Raw genomic sequence first — 24,021 nt, 5'->3', positions numbered from 1 at the left:
GGTTCCAGACTGTGGGTGGCACCTTTTCGCGGCGGGCAGGTTCTTGCGCTGCGCAGGTTCCTTTTCGCGCGGGGTATTAGGGGTGCGAAAAGTAGGTTGCGCAGCGAATACGCGTACGACGGCGGCACGCGGGCTTTTACGGGTGGGCCACCGTGGCGCCGGGTGGCTTTGGCGGCTAATGGCTCCGGTTTCAATGTCAGTGGGTCGCGCGATGATGTCGGTATGGGAAACAGCGGTGGTGTTGGGGTGGCGTTGGAGGGTGTTCAAGCCGCCGTCGCTGCCCTGGATTCGCTGGACCGTGAGGACGCCGTCCTGGCCGCCGGGGTCGGCGTTGGTGCTGATGTTGACGTGTTGCATCGGCGGTATGACATCCGGCTGGAGCGGCTCGAGCTCGTTGCCCGGTTGGAGGCGCAGCTCGCCGCGGTGAAAGCACAAGATGCTGCCGACGCGGTTGGGTTCCAGGAAGCGGTGACCCCGCCGGACGCGTCCGTGGATGACCGCACCTACGCGGAAATGTCCGTGGTGGAGGAGATCGCCGGGGTCCTGACCGTCAGTTCCGCGGCCGCGGGCGCGCTGGTGGAGCAGTCCCGCCGGATCTGCGCCCAGCCGCTGGTGCTCGAGGCGCTGTCCGCCGGAACCATGTCGTGGCAGCATGCCCGGATCGTCGCCGACGAAACCGAGAGCCTCACCGCTGAGGATACGGCGTCTTTGGTGACGCATTTCTTCGACCCTGCCGCGCCCAATGCTGCCCGGGGTGCCGCACCCGGGCAGCTGGTCCCGTCCCGGTTCCGGGCCAAGGTCCGTGGGTGGCGGGAACGCCATCATCCGGAATCGATCGAGAAGCGCCATGTAAAGGGTGTGGCGGACCGGCGGATGGAATACACCCCCGACCGGGACGGCATGGCCTGGGTCTCCCTCTACCTGCCCGGGGACACCGCCTGCGCGATCTGGAACCGGACCACCGCCACCGCCCGCGGCCTCCAGGGACCAGACGAACCCCGCACGCTTACCCAGCTCCGCCCCGACATCGCCGCATCCCTGCTGCTCGGCGCCGGGCACGCGACCGCGCCGGGTGAAGCTGCCGGGGATGCCGGTGATCTCGGGAAAGTCCCCACGCCGAGGGCCGATGTCCTGGTCACCGTGCCCGTGTTCGCCCTCCTCGGAGCCACTGACGAACCAGCAGTCCTCGATGGTTTCGGCCCGATCCCTGCATCGATGGCCCGCAGACTCGTCGCCGGTGGCGCGGAGTCGTTCTACCGGGTCCTCGTCGACCCACGGGACGGGGCGCCCCTGGAAATCGGCAGGAAGAACTACCGGCTCACCGGGGCCATCAAACGCTGGATCAGGCTGCGGGATGCCAGATGCACCTTCCCCGGCTGCACCAACCGCACCCCCGACAACGAAACCGACCACCTCACCGCCTGGCACCACGGCGGCACCACCAACGTCAGCAACCTGGTACAGCTCTGCCCCAAACACCACCGGCTCAAGCACCACAGCCAATGGATCCCCGACCCGGCCACCAAGGATGAGCCGCCAGGCTGGACCTCACCCACAGGGCGCCACTACGACCCCGAACAGCAGGACTCAGAACCAGCCCGCTGGCCGCAATGGCTCCCGGCTTCGTTCCGCGGCGCCTCGGAACGCGAAACCTCAATAGGAGCAACCGAGGCGGCGGACGTGTGCGCGCTTGAAGACATCGGCTTGCTTGAGGAGCTAAGCGTCCCCGACGACCCCGGCCCACTGGAAGGTCAGCTTCCTGCCGACCCTTTTCCGGAGTGGAACCTGTTTTTGGACTTCGTAGAGCTGGAGGCGCCCGTTCTCTCGTGCTGAGGCGCGGAGGCGGGCTGCGGGACGACGCCTGGTCCCGGTGTTCAGCATTGCTGGCTCGCTGGAATGCGCCATGTCTGGTATCCGAGACATAACAAAGGACAATGGATCACGAACGGCGCCACCCGGGGCGCAAGCTTAAGTACGGGATACCGGACACAGCTATCGAGAAGGACCGTTCCTGCCCATGAGCACTGCACTAAGCACCGATTCGTCGGGACCCCGCGCCGCGGCCAAGGTGCCTTCAAAGGTTCCTGCCGCGGAAAACACCCTGCGCATCCTCAAGCTGCTGGCATCCAGGCGCGGGCCCATGGCGGCCTCCCAGATCGCCTCCAGCCTGGACCTGCCCCGCTCCAGTGTGTACCACCTGCTGGGGGTCATGGAGGCGAATGGCTTTGTCCTTCACCTCCACGAGGAGCAGCGCTACGGCTTGGGCATCAGCGCCTTCGAACTCAGTTCCGCCTACTCCCGCCAGGAACCGCTGTCCCGGCTGGGCCGCCCCCTGCTCGCGAGCCTGGTGGACGCCATCGGCGAAAGCGCGCACCTTGCCGTGCTCCATGGAAGGGACGTGTTGTACATCGTGGAGGAGCGGGCCAAGAACCGCCCCTCCCTGGTGACCGACGTCGGCGTCCGGCTTCCCAGCCATCTCACGGCCAGCGGCAGGGCCATCCTTGCAGCACTGCCCAAGTCGCAGGTCCGTGCGCTCTACCCGAACGCCGCCGCCTTCAGTGCCCGGCATGAGGTGGAGGGCGCCATCATGAAGTACTCGTCGCTCTCCTCGCACCTGGACCGGGTGCGGCAGCGCGGATACGCCACCGAACACGGTGAGGTCACCCCCGGCTTCGGATCCATCGCCGCCGCCGTCACCGACCACACGGGCTGGCCCACCGCCGCTGTCGCGGTCACCTTCCTGGAAGACAAACTGGCCCCGGAGGAATGGCCGGCGCTGGCAGCCCGGGTCCAGAAGGCGGCGGATGAACTTTCGGTCCGGATCCACGGACGCCCCACCAAGTAACGCCGTGAACCGCGATCCGGGCAACAGGCCCGGATCGCGTCTGGCATCCCGGACAGCTCCCCGCCAAAAGCCCTGTGACGGGCGTTTCCAAAGGGTTTTAGTGGATACAGAACTTCTTTCCTCCAACAGACAACACAAGAAGGAGCCCACCATGGCACCCGCCGATTTCACCACCGGTGCCCGCCCGGTCAAAGCAGCCCGCGGCACCGAGCTCACCGCCAAGTCCTGGCAGACCGAAGCGCCCCTGCGCATGCTGATGAACAACCTGGACCCCGAGGTCGCCGAGCGTCCGGATGACCTGGTGGTCTACGGCGGCACGGGCCGGGCCGTCCGCTCCTGGGCCGCGTTCGACGCCATCACCCGCACGCTGGAATCCATGGAAAAGGACGAAACCCTGCTGGTCCAGTCCGGCAAGCCCGTGGGTGTTTTCCGGACCAACGAGTGGGCGCCCCGCGTGCTGCTGGCGAACTCCAACCTGGTGGGCGACTGGGCCACCTGGCCGGAATTCCGCCGGCTCGAGGCCGAGGGCTTGATGATGTACGGCCAGATGACCGCCGGTTCCTGGATCTACATCGGCACCCAGGGCATCCTGCAGGGCACGTTCGAAACCTTCGCCGCGATAGCCCGCAAACTCACCGGCGACCAGAACGGCACCCTCGCCGGCACCCTGACCCTGACCGGCGGCTGTGGCGGCATGGGCGGCGCGCAGCCGCTCGCCGTCACCCTCAACGACGGCGCCTGCCTGATCGTCGACGTCGACGAGTCCCGCCTGCGCCGCCGCGCCGGCAAGCGCTACCTGGACGAGGTGGAAACCGACCTCGACGCCGCCATCGCCAAGGTGCTCAAGGCCAAGGAGGAGCGCCGCGGCTGGTCCGTGGGCTACGTGGGCAACGCGGCTGAGGTCTTCCCTGAGATCCTGCGCCGCCACAACGCAGGCGAGCTCACCGTGGACATCGTCACCGACCAGACCTCGGCACATGATCCGCTGTCCTACCTTCCCGAGGGCATCACGGTGGACGAGTGGCACCGCGAGGCTGAGGCGGACCCGGAAGGCTTCACCAAGAAGGCCCAGGCCTCCATGGCCCGCCATGTCCAGGCCATGGTCGAATTCCAGGATGCCGGCGCCGAGGTCTTCGACTACGGCAACTCCATCCGCGACGAAGCCCGCAAGGGCGGCTACACCCGGGCCTTCGAGTTCCCCGGCTTCGTCCCGGCCTACATCCGGCCGCTGTTCTGCGAGGGCCTGGGCCCGTTCCGCTGGGTGGCCCTCTCCGGCGACCCGGAGGATATCCGGGTCACGGACCAGGCAATCAAGGAACTCTTCCCCGGGAACAAGCACCTGCACCGCTGGATCGACGCCGCCCAGGAGCGGGTGGAATTCGAAGGCCTGCCGGCCCGCATCTGCTGGCTCGGCTATGGCGAACGCGCCAAGGCCGGCCTGCTGTTCAATCAGCTGGTCAAGGAGGGCAAGGTCAAGGCGCCCATCGTGATCGGCCGCGACCACCTGGACTCCGGCTCCGTCGCCTCCCCGTACCGCGAGACCGAGGCCATGGCTGACGGCTCGGACGCGATCGCCGACTGGCCGCTGCTGAACGCGCTGCTCAACACCGCGTCCGGCGCCACCTGGGTCTCCCTCCACCACGGCGGCGGCGTCGGCATCGGCCGCTCCATCCACGCCGGCCAGGTCTCGGTCGCCGACGGCACAGACCTCGCCGCGCAGAAGCTCGAGCGCCTCCTCACCAACGACCCCGGCATGGGCGTCATCCGCCACGCCGACGCCGGCTACGACCGCGCCGTCGAAGTCGCCAAGGAACGCGGCGTCCGCATCCCCATGAACGAAGGCAACTAATCATGACCACGATTACCCACGAACCGCTCACTGTCACCCTCGGGTCGGCCGGCGTCACGCCCCAGGATGTTCTCGCCGTCGCGCGCCACGACGCAAAGGTCACCATCGCCCCGGATGCACTCGAAACCGTGGCCAAAGTCCGTGCCCACATCGACAGCCTGGCTTCCAGCGACACGCCTGCCTACGGCATCTCCACCGGCTTCGGCGCTTTGGCCAACCGCCACATCCCGGGCGGGCTGCGCACCCAGCTGCAGAAATCGCTGATCCGCAGCCACGCGGCAGGCATGGGCCCGGCAGTTGAACGGGAAGTGGTCCGCGGCATCATGTTCCTGCGCGCCAAGACCCTCGCCTCCGGCCGCACCGGCGTCCGCCCCGTGGTCCTGCAGACCATGGTGGACGTCCTCAACGCCGGCATCACCCCGGTGGTCCGCGAATTCGGCTCGCTCGGCTGCTCGGGCGACCTCGCGCCTCTGTCGCACTGCGCCCTGGTCCTCATGGGTGAGGGTGAAGCGGCAGGGCCCGACGGCGTCACGTACGGCGGGCGCGGCGAGCGGCCCGTCGCCGAGCTGCTTGCAGAGCATGGCATCGAACCGGTCACCCTGGCTGAGAAGGAGGGGCTGGCGCTGGTGAACGGCACCGAGGGCATGCTGGGGATGCTCCTCATGGCCATCGCGGACCTGCGCCAGCTGCTGGCGACGGCGGACATCACCGCCGCGCTGAGCGTGGAGGCACTGCTGGGCACCGACCAGGTGTTCCTGCCCGAGCTGCACGCCGCGCTGCGGCCGCACCCGGGCCAGGCGGCCAGTGCCGACAACATGCTGCGTGTGCTCTCGGATTCGCCCATTGTGGCCTCCCACAAAGTGGGGGATTCAAGGGTCCAGGACGCCTACTCCCTGCGCTGCGCCCCCCAGGTGGCCGGCGCCGTCCGCGACACCGTGGACCATGCCGAGCTGGTGGCCACCCGGGAACTGGCGGCAGCCATCGACAACCCGGTGGTGCTCCCGGACGGCCGCGTCAGCTCCAACGGCAACTTCCACGGCGCACCCGTGGCATACGTCCTGGACTACCTGGCCATCGCCGTCGCGGACCTCAGCTCCATGGCCGAACGCCGCACCGACCGGATGCTGGATCCTGCCCGCTCGCACGGCTTGCCGGCGTTCCTGGCCGCGGATCCCGGCGTGGACTCGGGCCTGATGATCGCCCAGTACACCCAGGCCGGGCTGGTCTCGGACAACAAGCGGCTGGCCGTTCCGGCATCCGTGGACTCCATTCCGAGCTCGGCCATGCAGGAGGACCACGTGTCCATGGGCTGGCACGCGGCGCGGAAGCTGCGCAAAGCCGTGGAGAACCTCCGGCGCGTCCTGGCCATCGAACTGGTGACCTCGGCCCGGGCCCTGGACATCCGCACCCAGCTCTCCGGCGGCGTGCTGACCCCAGGGCCGGCCGGAACCGCCGTGGTGGCAGCGCTCCGCGAGGTGGTGGAAGGGCCGGGCACGGACCGTTTCCTGTCCCCGGAACTGGAGGCGGCTGACCGGCTGGTCGCCTCAGGTGACGTTCGTGCGGCGGCCGAATCCGCCGTCGGGCCGCTTGCCTGAAACCGAAGGATCTTCAGGGCCTGCTGCGCCTGCGTCCGCAGTGCGGAATATCCGGCGCCACGGCACGCCTTGGCTCCGGGAGTGTAGTAGAACTGAAGATGTAGTGAAAGTCACATCAACGAGGCTGTGGCGGCAGAACGATACAAAGGGGTAGAAGTTCAAATGAAAGCACGTGGGGCAGTCCTGTCGAGGCGCAATGCCCATTCCGCCGCGGTTTCCAACTGGAGGGCCCTCCAGGCCGGGGACCGTGTCGAGATCATCAAGCATGCGCATGTGGTGGCTGCGGGGGAGGTGGAAGAGGTGTCGCAGAGCGGCAACGTCCTCTGGCTGGTGCCGGCGGGCCCGTCAGGTCCGGCGGAGAAGCAGCTCTTCCTGAAATCCGACGGCGTGCAGGTCCGCCGCGGCTGACGGTCCGGCCGGGCAGAACCCAAGGCAACAAAAAATCCCCGCACTCCCAATGGGAGTGCGGGGATTTTTGTGGTCTTGGTCAGGCGGCGATGGACTCGTAGGTTTCGCCGAAGGGGACCGATTCGTCCAGGGCCACCGTGTAGCGTCCGGGGTGCAGCCTGGTGACCAGGATTCCGCAGGCAGCGTCCTTGGCTGCAACTTCGATCAGTTCTGCCACCGCCTCTTCCAGTCCGGCGTGGACCTCGCCGGCGGTGGAAAACTCCAGGCTGATGGACCGGGGGGCGGGTCCTTCGGCGGTCTGGGCGGCGGGAACGCGCTCCAAGAGGGCTGTAGTCATGTACCGAACTTTCTGTGTTTCGTGCCGGTGTGGCTTCACCATTCTACCGACTGAGGACGCTATATGTCAGATGACTGCTCTTTGGCCGGCCGCTGAAACGGTCACAAAAGGTTCCGTTCCGGACGCGGGTCCTTATCGAGGACCATGGAAGTGGGTGTCCGGAGGGCCCGGAGATCCCATCGACACAGCTGAGGAGAACACGGTATGAAGATCATGCGCCTGGGTGAAAGCGGCCACGAGCAGCCCGCCGTGCTGGTTACCTCCCCGGAAGGCCCTGACCGGTACTTCAGCCTGCTGCCCCTCACTGCCGACGTGGACGGTGCCTTCCTTGCTGACGGCGGCCTGGAAAAGGCCCGGAAGGCGCTCGAAGCAGGGGAGCTGCCGGTCCTGGACGGCGCTGCTGCGCTGCGGATTGGTTCCCCCGTGGCCCGGCCCGGCTTAGTGGTCGGCATCGGGATGAACTACGCCGCCCACGCCGCGGAATCGGGAGCGGAGCCGCCCACCATTCCCGTGGTCTTCCTCAAGCCGAGCAACACCGTCACGGGCCCGTTCGACCCGGCCCCGCTTCCGCCCCGCTCCACGCAATACGACTGGGAGGTGGAACTGGGGATCGTGATCGGCAAGGAGGCAAGCTACCTTGGCTCGCCGGACGAAGCTGCCGGCTGCGTAGCCGGCTACGTCACTGCCAATGACTTTTCCGAAAGGGAGTACCAGCTGCCGGGCGCTGCCGGCCAGTGGACCAAAGGCAAATCGCTGCCCGGATCCACGCCCCTGGGTCCGTGGCTGGTACCGGCGGACCAGATCGACGGCGGCAACCTGAGGCTGCGCAGTTGGGTGAACGGTGAGCCGCGGCAGGACTCAACGTCGGCGGAGCTCATTTTCGATGTGCCCACCCTGATCCACCACTGCAGCCAGTACATGCGGCTCGAACCGGGCGACGTGATCCTCACCGGAACTCCGCAGGGGGTGGCCTTAAGCGGCCGTTTCCCCTATCTCCAGCCCGGCGACGTGGTGGAGGTAGAGGTGGAGGGCCTGGGCCGCCAGCGCCAGGAGCTGTTCCGGACGCGGGCGGCCTCCACGGCTTAGTCCGCCTTTACGGCCAGGACAGGGCAGTCCGCTTCCAGCAGGATGCGCTGGGACGTGCTTCCCATGATCAGCTTGCCTACCGGGGTGCGGCGGCGCAGGCCGATCACAATCAGGTCGGCGTTGTGTTCCTCGGCGGCATCCAGCACCTCAGCTGCGGCGTCGTGGCCGCGGACCGGACGTTTGACCAGGTACTGGATCCCCTGGCTGGCCAGCCGCTGCTCGATGTCCTGGATGTCCCGGTCCTGGGCGAAGCGGGTGTCCACCGTGGTCTCGCCCTTGGAGGAGTTGATCAGCACCAGGGTGCTGTTGCTCTTCCGGGCTTCGGTGATGGCCTGGGTCAGGGCAGCTTCGCCCTCGGGGGTCGGGACGTATCCCACAACGACCGTCATGGTGTCTCCTTGCTTCTGCTCGATGTGCGTGGATGGCTTTGGTGCGGCTGCTTAGTCACTGTAATCCGCTGCACCCGAGTTGGCCGGGAGCAGCGGCCTGCGCTCCGGACGGTTGCGGCGGTACACCTTGTAGGCAAAGGGCCAGAGCAGGATGAGGCCAATAATGACATAGATGCCGACGGCGATCGGCTCACCCATAAGCCCTGCCGGGTCGCCTGCGCTCAGCTGCAGGGTCTTGCGGAGCTGCCCTTCGATCCGCGGGCCCAGGATCACGCCCAGGATCAGCGGCAGCACGGGAAGCCCGAAGCGCCGCATCATGAAGCCGAGTGCGCCCAGGACCAGCAGGATCACCAGGTCGAACGCCTGCAGGTTGACCGAGTAGGCGCCCAGCGTGGCGAAGAACAGGATGCCCGCGTACAGGTACGGGCGTGGCAGCTGCAGCAGCTTGGCCCACAGCGGTGCCAGCGGCAGGTTGATGATCAGGAGCAGCAGGTTGCCGATGAACAGGCTGGCGATCAAGGCCCACACCAGGGGCCCCTGGCTTTCGAAGAGCTGTGGACCCGGCTGGATCCCGTAGCTGGTGAAGGCGGCCAGCATCACGGCTGCCGTGGCATTCGTGGGCAGTCCCAGCGCCAGCATGGGGGTCAGCGTCCCGGCGGCCGCAGCGTTGTTGGCTGCTTCCGGACCGGCCACGCCTTCAATGGCGCCCTTGCCGAACTCTTCCGGGTGCTTGCTGAGGCGCTTTTCCGTCACGTAGGACAGGAACGTGGGGATCTCTGCGCCACCGGCCGGCAGGGCGCCGAACGGGAAGCCGAAGGCGGTGCCGCGCAGCCACGGCTTCCAGGACCGCTTCCAGTCGGACTTGCCCATCCAGGGCTGGCCCACCGGGATGGCGTGCAGGGGAGTGCGGCGCAGGTGTGCCGCCACCCAGAGGGCCTCGCCCACGGCGAAGATGGCCACGGCCACCACCACGATGTCCAGGCCGTCCGCAAGGAGCGGCTGGCCGAACGTCAGGCGGCGCTGGCCGGTGACGGAATCCATCCCTACCAGGCCGATGGCCAGGCCGAGGCCCAGGGAGGCGAATCCGCGCAGCCGGGACGAGCCGAGCACGGCGGTGACGGCCAGGAGGGCCAGGACCATGATGGCGAAGTAGCTGGGGGCGCCCAGGCTGACGGCGAACTTCACCACGACCGGTGCGCAGACGGCCAGCAGGGCCGTGCCAATGGTGCCGGCCACGAACGAGCCGATTGCCGCCGTCGCCAGTGCCTGCGCCGCCCGGCCCGCCTTGGCCATCTTGTTGCCTTCGATGGCCGTGACCACCGACGACGATTCACCAGGGGTGTTGAGCAGGATCGAGGTGGTGGAGCCGCCGTACATGCCGCCGTAGTAGATGCCGGCGAACATGATGAAGGCGCTGGTGGGTTCCAGGGCGTAGGTGACGGGGAGCAGCAGGGCCACGGTCATGGCCGGGCCCAGGCCCGGGAGGACGCCGACGGCGGTACCCAGGATGACGCCGATGACGGCGTACAGGAAGTTCATGGGGGTGAGGGCGGTGGCGAAACCGTCCATCAGGGAGGACCAGACGTCCATTTAGAGGATTCCTTCCAGGAGGCCGGCCGGCAGCGCGATGCCCAGGCCGAGGTAGAAGCCGTAGAAGGTCAACAGGGACAGGGCAACGGAGATCAACCCGTCCCGGACAAAGTGGCGGCTGCCCAAGGCAAGGACGCTGCCCCAGAACAGGACCGTTCCGGAGACCACCCACCCGGCCCAGTCGATGAGCAGGATGTTCAGGATGAAGGCTCCGGCCAGCGGCAGGACGGTCTTCCAGTCGGCGGGGTGCGCCAGGTCAACGTCCTCGCCGCCCTCGGCCTCACCCTTGCCGCCGCGCAGGACGTTGATGGCCAGCAGGACGGCGCAGACCACCAGCATCCCGGCCACGATGAACGGGACGGTTTTGGGCCCAACCGGATCAGACTTCGAATACGGGGTTGCCAGGCCGTTGGCGTCAAGGAAGACCAGGACGCCGGCCGCCCCGAGCAGGAGTGCGACCCCCAGCTCGGAGCGGCCTTTAAGGCCTGTGGTCAGCGACGTCACGCCAACCCAAGCTTGGTCAGGACATCCGCCACCCGCTTGTCCTGCTCGCTGAGGAAGGTTTTGAACTGGTCGCCGGTGATGAAGGCGTCGGTCCAGCTGTGGGTCTTCAGCGCTTCCTTCCAGCCCGCAGTGCCGTGCATCTTCTCCAGGGCTGCGATCAGTGCCGCCTTGTCCTTGTCACTGATTCCCGGAGGGGCCACCACGCCGCGCCAGTTGGTGAACACCAGGTCGATGTTGGATTCCTTGAGCGTGGGTGCGTCCACGCCGTCAAGGCGCTTCTCGCCACTGGTGGCCAGGACACGGACCTCGCCGGATTCGATCTGCTTCAGGTACTCGCCGGCGCCGGAGGCGGCGAAGCCGAGCTTGTTGCCAAGGATCGCGGGGAGAAGGTCGCCGCCGCCGTCGTAGGAGACGAAGTTGACCTTCGTGGCGTCGATGCCCACGGCGCCCGCCAGCTGCATGGGCAGCAGGTGGTCCGGACCGCCGGGGGAGGAGCCGCCGCCTACAGCGATGGAACCGGGATCGGCCTTCCAGGCCTTCACCAGGTCATCGATGGTCTTGTAGGGCGAATCCTTGCCCACCATGATGGCGCCGGGCTCTTCGATGAGCCGGGCCAGCGGGGTGGTGTCCGTCAGCTTGGACTCGGACTTGTTGGTGTAGCTGGCACCCACAACGCCCAGGCCCATGAGCATGGCAAGGTCGCCGTTGCCCTTCTCGTTGACAATGCGGGCAAGGCCAACGGTGCCGCCGGCACCGGCGAGGTTGAAGACCTCGGTGTTGGTGGAGATCTTCTCGTCGTCGAGGACCTTGGCGGCGGCGCGGGCGGTGGTGTCGTAACCGCCGCCGGGGGTGTTGGGGACCATGATCTGCAGGCCGGTGATGGGTCCCGCGGCGGCGCCGGAGCTTTCCGGGCCCGTGGAGCTCTTGCTGGTGGCACCGCAACCGGTGGCCATCAGGGCGATGCCGGCAGCAACGGCGGCAACTCGCAATGCGCGGATCTGGCGCATGTGTTCCTCTTCTCTCGAACAAATCTGGCCGGCATCGGCTGACTCGTGGTTCCGATGCTTTGTGGTTCCGATGCTAGGGGCGGCAGTGACGCCGATCACTCTTGTGTACGCAGAGAAAGTTGTGTTCATTGCGTTCACGTTTCCGGCATCCCACAGCCGCCCTGCCGCTGCCTTTGGGATATAGTTCCCGGTACACCACCCCAGGCCCTGCGCCCATATCCTGTGTGCGCTGCGGCCTGCCACTGGCGCCGGCCTCCGGTTCCCCTGCCCGCACATACCAGGAAGACCATTGTGACTCGACGACGAGGAATGTCCCTTGCGGGGCAGTACCTGCTGCTGCAGTTGCTCATCGTCCTGGCCGTGCTGGTGGGCGTCGTGGCCATCTCCCTGGCGCAGTCCGCGGCGGCCTTCGAACGGATTGAGGGCCGGCGCGCCCTGTCCGCAGCGGAAGCCTTGGGCGGCAACCCCGTGGTGCGTGAGCTCCTGCCGGAGACGGAACCGCGCGGCGGGGCAGTACTGCCGGCGGTGGCGGAGTCCGTCAGGATCGTTTCCGGCTCATCCCGGGTGGCGCTGGCACGTATCGACCGCACGGTGGTGGCGTCCTCGGATCCCAGCCTGCTGGGCCTGCCGCTGGAGCTTGGTGCCAGCAGGGTCATGGAGGGCCGTGCCTGGACGGGAGTGGTGGGCGGGACCCCTGCGCCGCTGCTGTCCGCGCACGTCCCCGTCCTGGATGACACTGGGCGCATGATCGGGATTGCCTCCATCAGCCGCAACTATCCAACGGTGCTCGAACGCCTGGGCGACGCCGTGCCCAACCTCCTGACCTACCTGGGCGTGGCGAGTGTCCTGGGCATCGCCGGGTCCTTTTTGCTGTCGCGCCGGGTAAAGCGGCAAACCCTCGGCATGGAGCCCAGTGAGATCACCAGCCTGGTGGAAAACCGCGAGGCCATGCTGCACGGCCTCAAGGAGGGCGTCGTGGCGCTGGACCTGCATGAGCGGATCACCGTGGCCAACCACAGCGCGCGTGCCCTGCTGGGCCTCCCGCCTGACTGCGTGGGCAAGCGCGTGGCGGCGCTCGCCGTCGAACCCGCCCTCAAGGAAGTCCTCACCCGCGAGCAGCCCGGGCCCGACCAGTTGGTGCTGGTGGGGGACCGGCTGGTGGTGATGAACCGGGTACCGTTCCAGTCCCGCGGCCGGGTGATCGGCTCGGTGACAACCCTGCGCGACCGGACCGAGCTCTCCGAACTGGAGCATGAGCTTGGCACCACCCGCACCGCCACGGACACCCTCCGCGCCCAGGCGCACGAGTTCGCCAACCAGCTCCACGTCATCTCCGGCCTGATCCAGATCGGCGAGTATGATTCCGTGGTCCAGTTCGTCAACGGCGCCACCGTGGACCGGACCCGGCTCAACGACGAAGTGTCGGCCCGCATCAAGGACCCCGCGCTCGCCGCCCTGCTGATCGCGAAGTCGAGCCTCGCCACCGAACGGGGCGCGGCCCTGCAGCTGGACCCGGACTCCGTGCTGGACAGCGTCGATGACGGGCTGTCCCGGGACCTCACCACCGTGGTGGGGAACCTGGTGGACAATGCGTTCGACGCCGTCACCGGACTTCCGCAGGCAGCCGTCAGGGTGCTGGTGGAGGGCAACGGGGCGGGAGACGTGGTGGTGACTGTCCGCGATAACGGTCCCGGTGTCCCCGGGGGTGCCACTGACCGGATCTTCCGCCAGGGCTTCACCACGAAGGACCCCGGCCCGGCCGGCAGCCGCGGCTTCGGATTGGCGTTGTCGCGGGCCGTGTGCCGCCGCAGCGGCGGGAACCTGACGGTGGCGAACGATAATGGTGCAGTCTTTACCGCTGTGCTGAAACGAGGGAGTAGCCGGCCGTGATCAAGGTTTTGATCGTCGATGACGATTTCATGGTTGCCAAGGTGCATGCCGGCTTCATCCAGCGCACGCCCGGCTTCACCGTGGTGGGGGCCGCCCATACCGGGGCGCAGGCCGTCGCGGAAACCGGGCGGCTCCAGCCGGACCTGGTGCTGCTGGACATCCACCTGCCGGATATCAACGGCCTGGACCTGATGCAACGCCTCCGCGCTGTCGCTCCGGAGCTGGACGTGCTGGTCATCAGTGCCGCACGCGAGGTTGAGACCGTCCGTAAAGCGCTGCGCGGCGGCATTGTCCATTACCTGATCAAACCCTTTTCGCAAACGGACCTGCAGGAGCGGCTGGAGCACTACCGGAATGCGTACCAGGGCCTGGATGCGTCCAAGGACGTGGCCGAACAGTCGGATGTGAATCGGGTGTTCGGCCTGGACCGCGCCGAACGGCCGCTGCCAAAGGGCTGCAGCATAGAGACGCTGAAGCTGGTGGAGGCAGCGTTGAACGCCGCCACCGGCGACGTGTCGGCGGCGGAAGTGGCCGAGGAACTTGGAACCTCCCGTGTCAGCGCCCGCCGCTACCTTGAGTACCTGCACGATGAAGGAACGCTGGACGTGCGGCTCAAATACGGGGTGGGACGGCCCGAACGGCGGTACGTCCTGAAGGCCTGACGGGACCCCGCCGGAACGCCACCGGGGGACCAGCCCTCAGCGCAGCAGCGTGTCAATCAGCCGGGCGGCGGTCCTGGCCGTCCGGCCGTCAATGTCGAACGCGGGATTCAGCTCCGCCACGTCCAGGTGCAGCAGCTTCCCGCTCCGGGCCACCTGCCGGCAGACGGCCGAAATGACGGGTAGCTCGACACCGTAGGCTGCGGGCGCACTGACCCCGGGTGCCACCGCGGCGGGCAGCACGTCAAGGTCGATGGTCAGGTACAGCACGTCAATGTCGGCCAGGAAGCCCGCCACGAAGTCCCGGGTCCGGTCCGCGTCGCAGTCCTCATCCAGCAGGTACCGGACCCCCAGTTTGTCCGCGGTGTCGAACAGGACCCGGGTGTTGTTCGGCTCCGAGATGCCGGCGACGGCGTAGCGGAATTCGCGTCCGGCGTCCGCTTCCGCGCGGGCCATCTGCAGGAACGGCGTGCCGGAGCTGGCCACGGGCTCCTCGCGGAGATCGAAGTGCGCATCCAGGTTCAGGACCCCGAGGCGCTGCCCGCTGTGGACCGCGGATGATGCGCTGAGGCCGAGGTAGCTGGCATAGGCGGTTTCGTGTCCGCCGCCCAGCACCACGGTTTGGTGGCCGGCATCCAGCAGTTCCGCCAGAACCTGGCCGAGCCGTTCCTGGCCCACCTCGAGGTCTTCCCCGGACACCACCACATCGCCTGCGTCGGCCACGGTACGGTCCAGGTGGAAGGCCAGCGGACCCAGTGCTTTCCGCAGCGCCGCCGGCGCCGCCGCCGCGCCGGGCCTGCCCTTGTTGCGGCGCACCCCCTCATCGCTGGAAAAGCCCAGCAGGGCCACCGACTGCCGGCTGGATGATGCCACCAACGGTTCTTCATCCTGTCCCGCTGCAGCCCCGCCGGCCGCCGACGGACTCTCGTGGTTCACCGCCTGCCACCAGCGGCGGTGGGCCGGCCCATCGCCGTCGAACCTGCCGGTCCAGGGCTGGGGCGGGACGTCGACGGAGGGAAGCTGGAGGGACATGCTCCAAGCTCACCGCACGCCGGGCGCGAAAGCCAGCACGCCCGCCGTCGTCCTGTCCGGAATCCGAGAATCAGGAGGCGCCGGACATCCGTGGAACGTCCCGCCGTGGGTACGGGGGATAGGGTGGGACCGGGCCGCTCCGCAGGCGCAGGCAATGGCTGCGGGCCGGCAACGAAACACTTCCAGGCTGGAGAGCCCATGTTTGAAGCCCCCGACATCCTTTTTGCCGCGGCCGGCGTGGCCGTCTTCGTCGCGGCGGTCCTGCCCAAGCTGCTGCGCAACATGCCGCTGTCCATGCCCATGGTCTTCCTGGGCGCCGGGATGGCAGCCTTCGCGCTGATCCCCTCGCTGCCAAGTCCCAACCCGGTGGAGCACAGCGACTTTGTCATGCACCTTGCCGAGGTGTGCGTGATCATCTCGCTAATGGGCGCCGGGCTTGCCCTGGACCGCCCCGTTGGACGCCGGCGGTGGTCCACAACGTGGCGCCTCCTGGGTATTGCCATGCCGCTGTGCATCCTCGGGCTGACCCTGCTGGGGATGTGGCTCCTGGGCCTGGGGCTCGGCGCGGCCCTGCTGGTGGCCGCCAGCCTGGCCCCCACGGACCCTGTCCTGGCCTCGGAAGTGCAGGTGGGTGAGCCTGCCGACCAGGACGACCACACCGACAAAGAGGACGAGGTCCGGTTCGGCTTGACGTCGGAGGCCGGACTCAATGACGGGCTGGCGTTTCCGTTCGTCTACCTTGCCATTGCCATCAGCGTTGCCGGGGCGGACCCCGCAGGCTGGTTCGGCGAATGGTTCGGACTGGACGTGGTGTGGCGGCTGGCTGTCGGGCTGGTGGTGGGGTTCCTCACCGGAAAGCTGCTCGCCAGGCTGTTCTTCTCCGCCCGCGCGGAGAGCTTCAGGCTGTCCAACCACTCGGAGGGCTTTGTGGCCTTGGCCGCGACGTTCCTGGCCTACGGGCTGACGCAGATGGTGGAGGGCTACGGGTTCATTGCGGTGTTTGTGTGTGCCGTGACCATCCGCGCCGCAGAACGCACCAACGGCTACCACCGGGTGCTGCACTCCTACGTGGAACAGCTGGAGCGGCTCCTGACGGTGGTGATCCTGGTCCTGCTCGGCGGTGCCATCGCCCGGGGGCTGCTGGCAGGTATCGGGCTGCCGGAACTGCTGGTGGCCCTTGCCTTCCTGCTGGTGGTCCGGCCGCTGGCAGGCTGGCTGGGCCTGCTGGGAGGCAAGACCGGTCCGCGGGAACGCGTGGCACTGTCATTCTTCGGCATCCGCGGAATCGGCTCCCTGTACTACCTGGCCTTTGCGTTGGGGGAAGGACACTTCACCGGCCAGGGACGCTGGCTCTGGTCTTTTGTCGGGCTGGTGGTGGCCCTCTCCATCGTGATCCACGGAGCCACCACCTCGCCCCTGATGAACCGGCTGGACCGGCTGCGGCAGCGGAAGGCGCTGGCGGTGTCCGGCGACGAGGGGCTCGCCCCCAACACCCCGGTGTAGGCGCACGGCCCGGGAAACCCGGGTAAAGCGAAAGGGCTGGTGCGGCGGACGCCGCACCAGCCCTTTCCCGGGACAGAGGTTACTTCATCCCCAGGGCCGCCTCGATGGGGCCGATGGCGAAGAACAGCGCGAACGCTGCGGCCACGGCCCACATCAGCGGATGGATGTCCTTGATCCTGCCTTGGACGGTGCGGATCAGGACGTAGGCAATGAAACCTGCGCCCAGACCGTTGGCGATGGAGTAGGTGAAGGGCATCAGGGTGAAGGTGAGGAACGCGGGGATGGCGATGCCCCAGTCCTGCCAGTCGATCTTGCCCACCTGGGAGACCATCATGAAGCCCACCACCACCAGCGCCGGGGCCACGGCCTCGAACGGGACCAGGTTGATCAGCGGAGTGAAGAACATGGCCACCAGGAACAGCAGGCCGGTGACGATGGACGCCACGCCCGTGCGGGCGCCCTCGCCGATGCCTGCGCCGGCTTCCACGTAGATCTGGTTGGAGGAGACGGAGGCGCCGCCGCCGATGATGGCGCCGAGGGCGTCCACCTGGAGCACACGGTCGACGTCGGGAATGTTGCCGTGCTCGTCCACCGTGCCGGCTTCGTTGGCCAGGCCCACCATGGTGCCCATGGCGTCGAAGAAGATGCTGAGCAGGATGACGAAGGCCAGCAGGGTGGCTGCCACGAAGCCAAGGTGCTCGAAGGCGCCGAACGGGTTGGCCTTGCCGATCAGCGACAGGTCCGGGGCAGCCCAGCCGGAAAATGCCGGGGCAACCAGGGACCAGCCCTGCGGGTTGAAGTTCTTGCCGTCGAAGCTGGGGCCGATGTGCAGGGTCATCTCAAGGATGACGGACAGCACGGTGGAGGTGATGATGCCGATCAGGATGGCGCCCTTGACCTTGCGCACCACCAGGGCGATGGTCAGGATCAGGCCGAACACGAACACGGCGGTAGGCCAGCCCAGGAGTTTGCCTTCGAAGCCCAGGCCCACTGGGACGGTGGTTCCCGCAACGTCCGGGATGCGCCGCACAAACCCGGCGTTGACCAGGCCGATCAGGGCGATGAACAGGCCGATGCCCACCACGATGGCCGTTTTGAGTCCGTCCGGAACGGCTTTGAAAACGGCGGTGCGGAAGCCGGTCAGGACCAGGATCAGCATGGTCACGCCGGACAGGACCACCAGGCCCATCATGTCCGGCCAGGTGAGGCCGGGGTTGGTGGCCACGGTGACAGCCACGAAGGCGTTGACGCCAAGGCCGGTGGCCAGGGCGAAGGGATGCCGTCCCCAGGCCCCCATGAGGATGGTGAGGACGCCGGCCACCAGTGCGGTTACGGCGGCGACGGCGGTGAAGCCCAGGGTGGTGCCGTTGGAGTCCGCGCCGGACAGGATGAGGGGGTTCAGCACCACGATGTAGCTCATGGCGAAGAACGTGGCGAACCCGCCGCGGATCTCGCGGGAAAGGTTGGAGCCGCGCTCGGTGACCCTGAAATACCGGTCCAGGGCAGAGCCTTGCTTAAGCATTAGTCCTCCGGGGAAGTGTGTGGGGATACCTGCATCCTAAGGGAGCGGCGGGGAGGGGGCAGGCAATTTCGCCTAGTCTGTAAGGAAGCCAACACGAGGAGCAGCCCCACCATGCGCCAAGTCCCCCGCCAGTTGCTGAGCATGGTGCTCGGTGTGTTTATCTTGGCAGCCGCTGCACTGGGCCTGGCCGCCCCGGCCTCCGCCCATGATGCCGCTGAATCCACCAGCCCGGCGCAGGGGGCGGCACTGGCTGCTCCGCCCGCCGAGGTTTCGGTGACGTTCAGCAGCAAGCCGCTGGGCATCGGGTCGTCCTTCTCCGTCAAGGATGCCGGCGGAACCGAATGGTCTGACGGCTCCGTGCAGATCGTGGACAACGTGGCCACCCAAAAGCTGCGCCCGGGCGGCCCGGCGGGAACGTACACGGTGGCGTGGCGCGTGGTCAGCTCGGACTCACACCCCATCGAGGGAACCTTCACTTTTTCTGCGGCGTCCGGCGCCGCACCGCCAGGCGCGTCCACCGGTGGAAGTTCGACGGCGGCCGGTACGGTCCCCGGCATGGGCACCGCACAGCCGGGAACCACGGAAGAGCAGTCGGAGCCTGCGGCCGCGGGCGAGCCGTTCCAGTGGAGCATCGTGATTTTTGCGGTGGTAGCCGTCGGCCTGCTGGTAGCGCTCGGCGTCATGGCCAGGCGCAGGCTCACCGGTGACGGAGACGCCGAGTAGGACGGGAGCAGTCCCACCCGCTCCGGGCCGTTGGTTCCTGCCGCGCACCCGGCCGGCGGACCCTCAGCAGGTGAGTACCGCAAAGCCGCCGGCGGCCGGCAGGGCACCCCGGGAGGGCTGCCCGCCGGCCGCCAGTCCGCTGTCGGGGTTGACCTTGGCGGAGATGGCCTGGCCCACGGTTTTAGCCTGGCGCAGCACTTCCTTGGGTGATGGCGTGATGAGTTCGCCCACCCCCACCAGGTAGATGCCAATGGCCCGCATGGCGGCTGCCACGTTGCGGCCCACGGCAATGCCGAAATCGCTGAGCATGCGCCGCAACTGGCTGTGTGCGCAGCGGGTGAGCACAATATGGTCAGCCACCAGGATGCCCGTGGGGGTGTGTACCTGCCACTGGGGCGCCACCTGGTCCGGAGTTTCCAGCATGGTCAGCTGGACCGCCCGCGTGGTGTTCCGGACATCCACACTGTGGCTCGCGGCGTAGTTGCGCAGGTGGCGCAGGATCTCGTTGCGTTCCCGGAGGGTATCGCTGTCCGCTGCGTCGCACCGTTGCAGTGAAGTAGTGTTCGCAGGCTGCGCCTGGCCCAGGATGTCGAGGCCGTCCACCACGATGGAGTCCACCCCATGGCGGCGCAGTTCGGCGGCCACGGCCAGCCCGGACAGGCCAGTGCCAATGACGACAGTGGTGGTCTGTTCGGTCCCGGCGTTCCCAGGCGTGCTTGACACTACAGTTTCCCTCCTTTGGAGCTTCGGCAGGTGCCGGCGTCCTCGCCGGCGCGCGTTCCGTTACCCCCAAGTACGGCCGCAGCGCATGGTCCGGGACCGTCCTGGCAGGAAAATGCGGTTGGCGTCCCGGACCAACAATGTCCTGAAGACTACAGACAAAACGCGGCCGTGGATAGCCCAGTGGAGAAAACATTTCCGCCCTGCGAAGGCGCTTTCCGGAAGCCATCCGAAACCCTGTGGATAACTTCGCCCACATGCCCCTGAACAGGCTTGCTAAGCACTGGGGGACGGAGAATAGTGGGGAGCAGGAGCGGTCCTGTTCCTGCCCGCGCCGGTGTTGTGCCGGGTGCGCAGGAAGCGGCCCGTTTTCTGGCAGAATAGCCGCAACATCAGGCGTATCGCGAGGAGGCGGCCCCCATGGGCTCACGAGAGTTGCATCCGGACCCGGCCCGGGACGGTGGCGGTACACCTTCCGCCCCGCGGGGCATCGTGGTCGGCGTCGACGGATCGGACCATGGCCAGTGCGCCCTGGTGTGGGCCGCTCGCGAAGCCCAGCGCCGCCGGCGCCCCCTCCATATCGTCACCGCCTACTCCGTACCGATCTTCGCCGCATCCGGCCTGGACGGGGGTTACGCCACCGTGGACGACTCCGTGATCCGCGAGGGTGCCGAGGCGATTCTCCGGCAGGCACTGGAAAAGGTTGCCGCGTACGACGTCGATGTCACTTCCTCGGTGGAGAACGGCGACGCCGCAGGCGTCCTGCTGGAGATCTCCGAAACCGCTGAACTCCTGGTGGTGGGAACCCGCGGCCGCGGCGGCTTCGTAGGGCGGCTCCTTGGTTCCGTCAGCAGTGCCCTGCCCGCCCACGCGAAGTGCCCTACCGTGACGGTCCCCTTGTTCTGCTCGGACCGGCTTGGGGAGTCCACGGAGGACCGCCGCGTCAAGGCTGAACAGGCCAAGTCCGGCCACCGCACGGTTGAGAATGTGGTGGTGGTTGGTGTGGACGGCTCCGAGCAGGCCCGCGTCGCCGTCCTTGAAGCAGCCGACCAGGCCGAGCGGCTCGGGGCCTCCCTCCGCGTGGTCTGCGCCGTTCCCCAGTACAGCGGCTCGCTGGCCTGGGTTCCCGCGCCCATGGACCGCAAAGCCCTCTTCGACGATATCCGCGTCACCCTGGAAGCCGGCATGGCGTGGCTCCGCAGCCACTACCCCAGGCTGCAGGCAGAGTACGAATTGAAGGACGGCTCGCCGGTGGACGTGCTCGTTGAGGAAAGCCGGCACGTTGAGCTGGTGGTGGTGGGTACCCGCGGCCACGGCGGCTTCACCGGAATGCTGCTGGGCTCGACGTCGGACGGCGTGCTCCACCATGCGAAGGGCCCAGTCATGGCTGTCCCGGACCGGGAGGACCCGCGCCTGGCGGACCGTGGACGGTTCGGCCCCATCCTGGGCGACGCCGCGTAGACGGCGACTTTACCGGGCAGCCAGCGGAAGACCACGGACATGACGCAGCGCACCCCAACCGATGACGGGTCCGGCGGGCTGGTGCTTGACCTGGCCCAGCTCAACGCCGGAATGCTGGCGCTGGTGGGTGGCAAGGCTGCGAACCTTGGAGAGCTGTTGTCGGCCGGGCTGCCGGTTCCGGAGGGGTTTTGCCTCACCACCGCTGCATACCGGCAGGCTATAGGCGCCACCGATGCATTGCTTCCGCCGCTGGCCGGGGTGTACGCCGCGCTTGGGGATGGGGATGGGGATGGGGCGGGGGCCGGCGGGGCGTCACCCGATGTGGCAGAACTCGCCGGAACCGCCCGCGCAGCAATCCTGGCGGCTCCCATTCCCGCAGGAGTTGCCCAGGCGGTGGAGCTGGCCTACACCGCCTTGGGTCCCGACGTCCCGGTGGCAGTAAGGTCGTCCGCCACGGCGGAAGACCTGCCTTTCGCCAGCTTTGCCGGCCAGCAGGACACCTACCTGAACGTGGTGGGCACCGCCGCGGTGCTGGATGCCGTCCGGCGGTGCTGGGCATCGCTGTGGACCGACCGTGCAACTGCCTACCGGGCAAGCCTCGGGATCCACCCGGCCACCGTGGCGCTCGCGGTGGTGGTCCAGCGGATGGTGGGCGCGGAGACTGCGGGCGTGATGTTTACGGCGAACCCGGTCACCGGCAGCCGCCGGCAGGTGGTGATCGACGCCAGCCCGGGCCTCGGCGAGGCCGTGGTCTCCGGCGCGGTCAACCCGGACCACTTCGTGGTGGACGCCCTGACCGGGAGGGTGCTGGAAAGCAAACCCGGCGACAAGACCGTTGAGATACGTCCGGCCGCCGGCGGCGGGACTGAGCTGCGAGAGGTGCCGGGCCGCCGGGGTGCCGCCTGCCTGACGGACCGGGAAGTGGCCGGCCTGGTGCGGCTGGGGTTGCGGGCAGGGGAACATTTTGGTGCCCCGCAGGACACCGAATGGGCCGTGGACGGTGGGGGCGCCCAATGGCTGACCCAATCGAGGCCCATCACCACGCTCTATCCCGTCCCCCGGAGTAATGGTGCCGCCGGCCGGGTTCCGCCGGGTTCCACCGCCGGCGGGACCAGGGCGTACCTCTGCTTCAGCCTCGCGCAGGGACTCACCCGGCCTCTTACTCCGATGGGCCTTGCGGCCGTCCGGCTGATCGCCTCATCGGTGGCCACCGTTGCCGGGTTCCCCGTTCCCGACCCCCGGGGAGGACCGTCCCCGTACGCCGAGGCGGGGCAGCGGATCTACATCGACTTCACCACGCCCATCCGCAGCAGCGTGGGCCGCCGCCTCGTTCCCCGCGTCTTCGACATCATGGAAGCCCGGACGGCAACGGTCATGCGGCAACTGTTCGCAGACCCCGCCTTTTCGGTGACCACCAGGACGCCTTTCGGGCTGCTGCGGCACGTCGTGCCCGCGGCCGTCCGGGCAGAGGTTCCCGCCAACTTCCTCCGTGCGTTGTTCCGTCCCAGCGCGGCCTTCCGCCGGTTGGACCGTTTTATCCAGGAGTTCGACGCTTCCCTGGCTCCCGGTGAGGACGCGGCCGCACTGGCACGCCTTGACCATGCCGAGGAGCTGGTGGGCTCACGCCTGTTCCGGATCGTTCCGGCGATCCTTCCCCTTCCCGCCCTTGGCTTTGCGATGCTGGGTGTTGCCGGCAGGCTGCTGGGCGGGGATGCCTGGGCCGAGCTGCAGCCCGTGATCCGCGGCCTGCCCAACAACGTCACCACGGAAATGGACCTGGAGCTGTGGCACCTGGCACAGGCAATCCAGGAGGACGCCGAATCACGTACCGCCCTGATGGACGGCGACCCCGCAGCCCTGGCTGCAGCCTTCCAGGCCGGCCGACTGCCGGCGCGCCTGGACACCGGCCTGGCAAGGTTCCTGGACAGGTACGGCCACCGGGCCGTGGGCGAAATCGACGTCGGACTCCCGCGGTGGTCGGAGGAGCCGGCACACATCCTGGGAATCCTTGCCAACTACCTGCGGCTGGACAACCCGGCCCTGGCGCCAGACGCCCAGTTCAGCAAGGCCGCCGAGGCCGCCGAGGCGCAGGTGGCACGGCTTGTGGCCAGGGCATCCGCACGCGGCAAGATCCGGGGACGGCTGGTGCGTGCCGCGCTCCGCAGGGCACGGCTGTTCGCCGGCCTGCGCGAGCTGCCAAAGTACCAGCTGGTGCTGGCCCTCGGGGAAGTCCGCCGCCAACTGCTCCTGGTGGGCAACGAACTGGCGCAGGCGGGAACGGTGGAAAGGCCCGACGACGTATTCTTCCTGGACTTCGCCGAGACCCGGCAGGCCTTGGCCGGAACAGCCGGGAACAGCGGAGCTGCCGTCCGGGACATGCAGACCCTCGTGGCGGCGCGGCGCCAGGACTATGCCGTGGAGCTCAGGCGCCGGCACATCCCCCGGGTCCTGCTCTCGGACGGCACGGAACCCGAAGCGGTTCGTACCGCCGTCGGACCCGCAGGAAACGGAGCCGTGCCAAACGGGACCCTGGCCGGCAGCCCGGCCTCGGCCGGGACGGTGACCGCTGCGGCACGGGTCATCCTGGATCCTGTCGGGGCGCGCCTGGAACCCGGCGAGATCCTGGTTGCCCCGTCCACGGACCCGGGCTGGACACCGCTGTTCCTGACGGCGGGAGGACTGGTGATGGAGATGGGCGGGGCCAACTCCCACGGCGCCGTCGTTGCGAGGGAATACGGTATTCCCGCGGTGGTCGGAGTGCCGGACGCCACCGGCCTGATCAGCACGGGCCAAAGAATAACGGTCGACGGCGCCGCAGGAACCATCGTGCCGGAACACCCCGGCAACCCCCGGAATGGACCCGTCCCCAGGGGCACAGACCCCCCTGCGCGGGCGTAGTCT

Annotated in this window: 20 protein-coding genes; 12 read left to right on the top strand and 8 right to left on the bottom strand. The window is 68.0% G+C overall.

Annotated elements, in window-relative coordinates; translation table 11 throughout:
* Window positions 1-222 precede the first annotated feature (222 nt).
* From PV772_RS07475 to PV772_RS07455, 5 genes are all read left to right on the top strand, one after another.
* The gene (locus tag PV772_RS07475) at window positions 223-1,833 is read left to right on the top strand and encodes a DUF222 domain-containing protein (protein ID WP_347885778.1); all 1,611 of its coding nucleotides are present in this window, start codon (window positions 223-225) and stop codon (window positions 1,831-1,833) included.
* Between the two features lie 184 nt (window positions 1,834-2,017).
* Window positions 2,018-2,845: an IclR family transcriptional regulator gene (locus PV772_RS07470; RefSeq protein WP_347885777.1), complete on the top strand. Its 828-nt coding sequence runs from the start codon at window positions 2,018-2,020 to the stop codon at window positions 2,843-2,845.
* 151 nt (window positions 2,846-2,996) lie between these two features.
* A complete protein-coding gene (locus PV772_RS07465; RefSeq protein WP_347885776.1) occupies window positions 2,997-4,694 on the top strand; it encodes a urocanate hydratase in 1,698 nt (565 codons plus the stop codon).
* 2 nt (window positions 4,695-4,696) lie between these two features.
* Window positions 4,697-6,289 (top strand): histidine ammonia-lyase, encoded by a 1,593-nt coding sequence (gene hutH / locus PV772_RS07460; RefSeq protein WP_347885775.1) that lies wholly within the window; start codon window positions 4,697-4,699, stop codon window positions 6,287-6,289.
* A 162-nt stretch (window positions 6,290-6,451) separates the two neighbouring features.
* Window positions 6,452-6,697, top strand: a complete 246-nt coding sequence (locus PV772_RS07455) for a hypothetical protein (RefSeq protein ID WP_141158359.1) — start codon at window positions 6,452-6,454, stop codon at window positions 6,695-6,697.
* Window positions 6,698-6,776: 79 nt separating this feature from the next.
* On the opposite strand, the gene PV772_RS07450 is transcribed toward PV772_RS07455, so the two are convergent.
* Window positions 6,777-7,034 (bottom strand): hypothetical protein, encoded by a 258-nt coding sequence (locus PV772_RS07450; protein ID WP_141183169.1) that lies wholly within the window; start codon window positions 7,032-7,034, stop codon window positions 6,777-6,779.
* Between the two features lie 204 nt (window positions 7,035-7,238).
* On the opposite strand from PV772_RS07450, the gene PV772_RS07445 reads away from it, so the two are divergent.
* Window positions 7,239-8,120 (top strand): fumarylacetoacetate hydrolase family protein, encoded by an 882-nt coding sequence (locus PV772_RS07445; protein WP_347885774.1) that lies wholly within the window; start codon window positions 7,239-7,241, stop codon window positions 8,118-8,120.
* Here the strand turns inward: PV772_RS07445 and PV772_RS07440 are convergent.
* Genes PV772_RS07440 through PV772_RS07425 form a run of 4 tightly spaced genes read right to left on the bottom strand, consistent with a single transcriptional unit; the run spans window position 8,117 to window position 11,610 of the window.
* Window positions 8,117-8,509 carry a universal stress protein gene (locus PV772_RS07440; protein ID WP_141183171.1) on the bottom strand — a complete coding sequence of 131 codons (393 nt, stop codon included), beginning with the start codon at window positions 8,507-8,509 and terminating at the stop codon, window positions 8,117-8,119. The two genes, PV772_RS07445 and PV772_RS07440, sit on opposite strands and share 4 nt — an antisense overlap.
* 51 nt (window positions 8,510-8,560) lie before the next feature.
* Complete coding sequence (locus PV772_RS07435) at window positions 8,561-10,099, bottom strand: tripartite tricarboxylate transporter permease (protein ID WP_141158355.1); 1,539 nt, start codon at window positions 10,097-10,099, stop codon at window positions 8,561-8,563.
* A complete protein-coding gene (locus PV772_RS07430; protein ID WP_141158354.1) occupies window positions 10,100-10,603 on the bottom strand; it encodes a tripartite tricarboxylate transporter TctB family protein in 504 nt (167 codons plus the stop codon). It lies immediately after the preceding gene.
* On the bottom strand, window positions 10,600-11,610 hold the full coding sequence (locus PV772_RS07425) for a tripartite tricarboxylate transporter substrate-binding protein (protein ID WP_347885773.1): 1,011 nt from the start codon (window positions 11,608-11,610) through the stop codon (window positions 10,600-10,602). The genes PV772_RS07430 and PV772_RS07425 overlap by 4 nt, the downstream gene beginning before the upstream one ends.
* Window positions 11,611-11,919: 309 nt before the next feature.
* Here PV772_RS07425 and PV772_RS07420 point away from each other — a divergent pair, with 309 nt between their 5' ends.
* Together PV772_RS07420 and PV772_RS07415 are read left to right on the top strand one after the other, a co-directional pair.
* A complete protein-coding gene (locus PV772_RS07420; RefSeq protein ID WP_141183525.1) occupies window positions 11,920-13,500 on the top strand; it encodes a sensor histidine kinase in 1,581 nt (526 codons plus the stop codon).
* Window positions 13,497-14,162 carry a response regulator gene (locus PV772_RS07415; protein WP_141158352.1) on the top strand — a complete coding sequence of 222 codons (666 nt, stop codon included), beginning with the start codon at window positions 13,497-13,499 and terminating at the stop codon, window positions 14,160-14,162. The genes PV772_RS07420 and PV772_RS07415 overlap by 4 nt, the downstream gene beginning before the upstream one ends.
* 36 nt (window positions 14,163-14,198) lie before the next feature.
* Here PV772_RS07415 and hutG read toward each other — a convergent pair whose 3' ends face one another.
* On the bottom strand, window positions 14,199-15,191 hold the full coding sequence (gene hutG / locus PV772_RS07410; RefSeq protein ID WP_347885772.1) for a formimidoylglutamase: 993 nt from the start codon (window positions 15,189-15,191) through the stop codon (window positions 14,199-14,201).
* Window positions 15,192-15,389: 198 nt separating this feature from the next.
* Here hutG and PV772_RS07405 point away from each other — a divergent pair, with 198 nt between their 5' ends.
* Entirely contained in the window at window positions 15,390-16,694 is a 1,305-nt protein-coding gene (locus PV772_RS07405; protein WP_307360241.1) for a cation:proton antiporter, read from the top strand.
* A gap of 79 nt (window positions 16,695-16,773) precedes the next feature.
* On the opposite strand, the gene PV772_RS07400 is transcribed toward PV772_RS07405, so the two are convergent.
* Window positions 16,774-18,216: an NCS2 family permease gene (locus PV772_RS07400; RefSeq protein WP_307360244.1), complete on the bottom strand. Its 1,443-nt coding sequence runs from the start codon at window positions 18,214-18,216 to the stop codon at window positions 16,774-16,776.
* A 111-nt stretch (window positions 18,217-18,327) separates the two neighbouring features.
* Here PV772_RS07400 and PV772_RS07395 point away from each other — a divergent pair, with 111 nt between their 5' ends.
* The gene (locus PV772_RS07395) at window positions 18,328-18,939 is read left to right on the top strand and encodes a copper resistance CopC family protein (RefSeq protein ID WP_141158348.1); all 612 of its coding nucleotides are present in this window, start codon (window positions 18,328-18,330) and stop codon (window positions 18,937-18,939) included.
* Window positions 18,940-19,002: 63 nt separating this feature from the next.
* On the opposite strand, the gene PV772_RS07390 is transcribed toward PV772_RS07395, so the two are convergent.
* On the bottom strand, window positions 19,003-19,662 hold the full coding sequence (locus tag PV772_RS07390) for an FAD-dependent monooxygenase (protein ID WP_141158347.1): 660 nt from the start codon (window positions 19,660-19,662) through the stop codon (window positions 19,003-19,005).
* A gap of 417 nt (window positions 19,663-20,079) precedes the next feature.
* On the opposite strand from PV772_RS07390, the gene PV772_RS07385 reads away from it, so the two are divergent.
* Entirely contained in the window at window positions 20,080-21,120 is a 1,041-nt protein-coding gene (locus PV772_RS07385; protein WP_141158346.1) for a universal stress protein, read from the top strand.
* Window positions 21,121-21,159: 39 nt separating this feature from the next.
* Window positions 21,160-24,018 (top strand): PEP/pyruvate-binding domain-containing protein, encoded by a 2,859-nt coding sequence (locus PV772_RS07380; RefSeq protein WP_347885771.1) that lies wholly within the window; start codon window positions 21,160-21,162, stop codon window positions 24,016-24,018.
* The last annotated feature ends 3 nt before the right edge of the window (window positions 24,019-24,021 follow it).

The sequence above is a fragment of the Pseudarthrobacter sp. CC12 genome (assembly GCF_039907755.1).
GTDB classification, from domain to species: domain Bacteria; phylum Actinomycetota; class Actinomycetes; order Actinomycetales; family Micrococcaceae; genus Arthrobacter; species Arthrobacter niigatensis.
The sequence above is the reverse complement of the archived record's forward strand: the minus strand, read 5'-3'. Positions and strand labels throughout refer to the sequence as shown.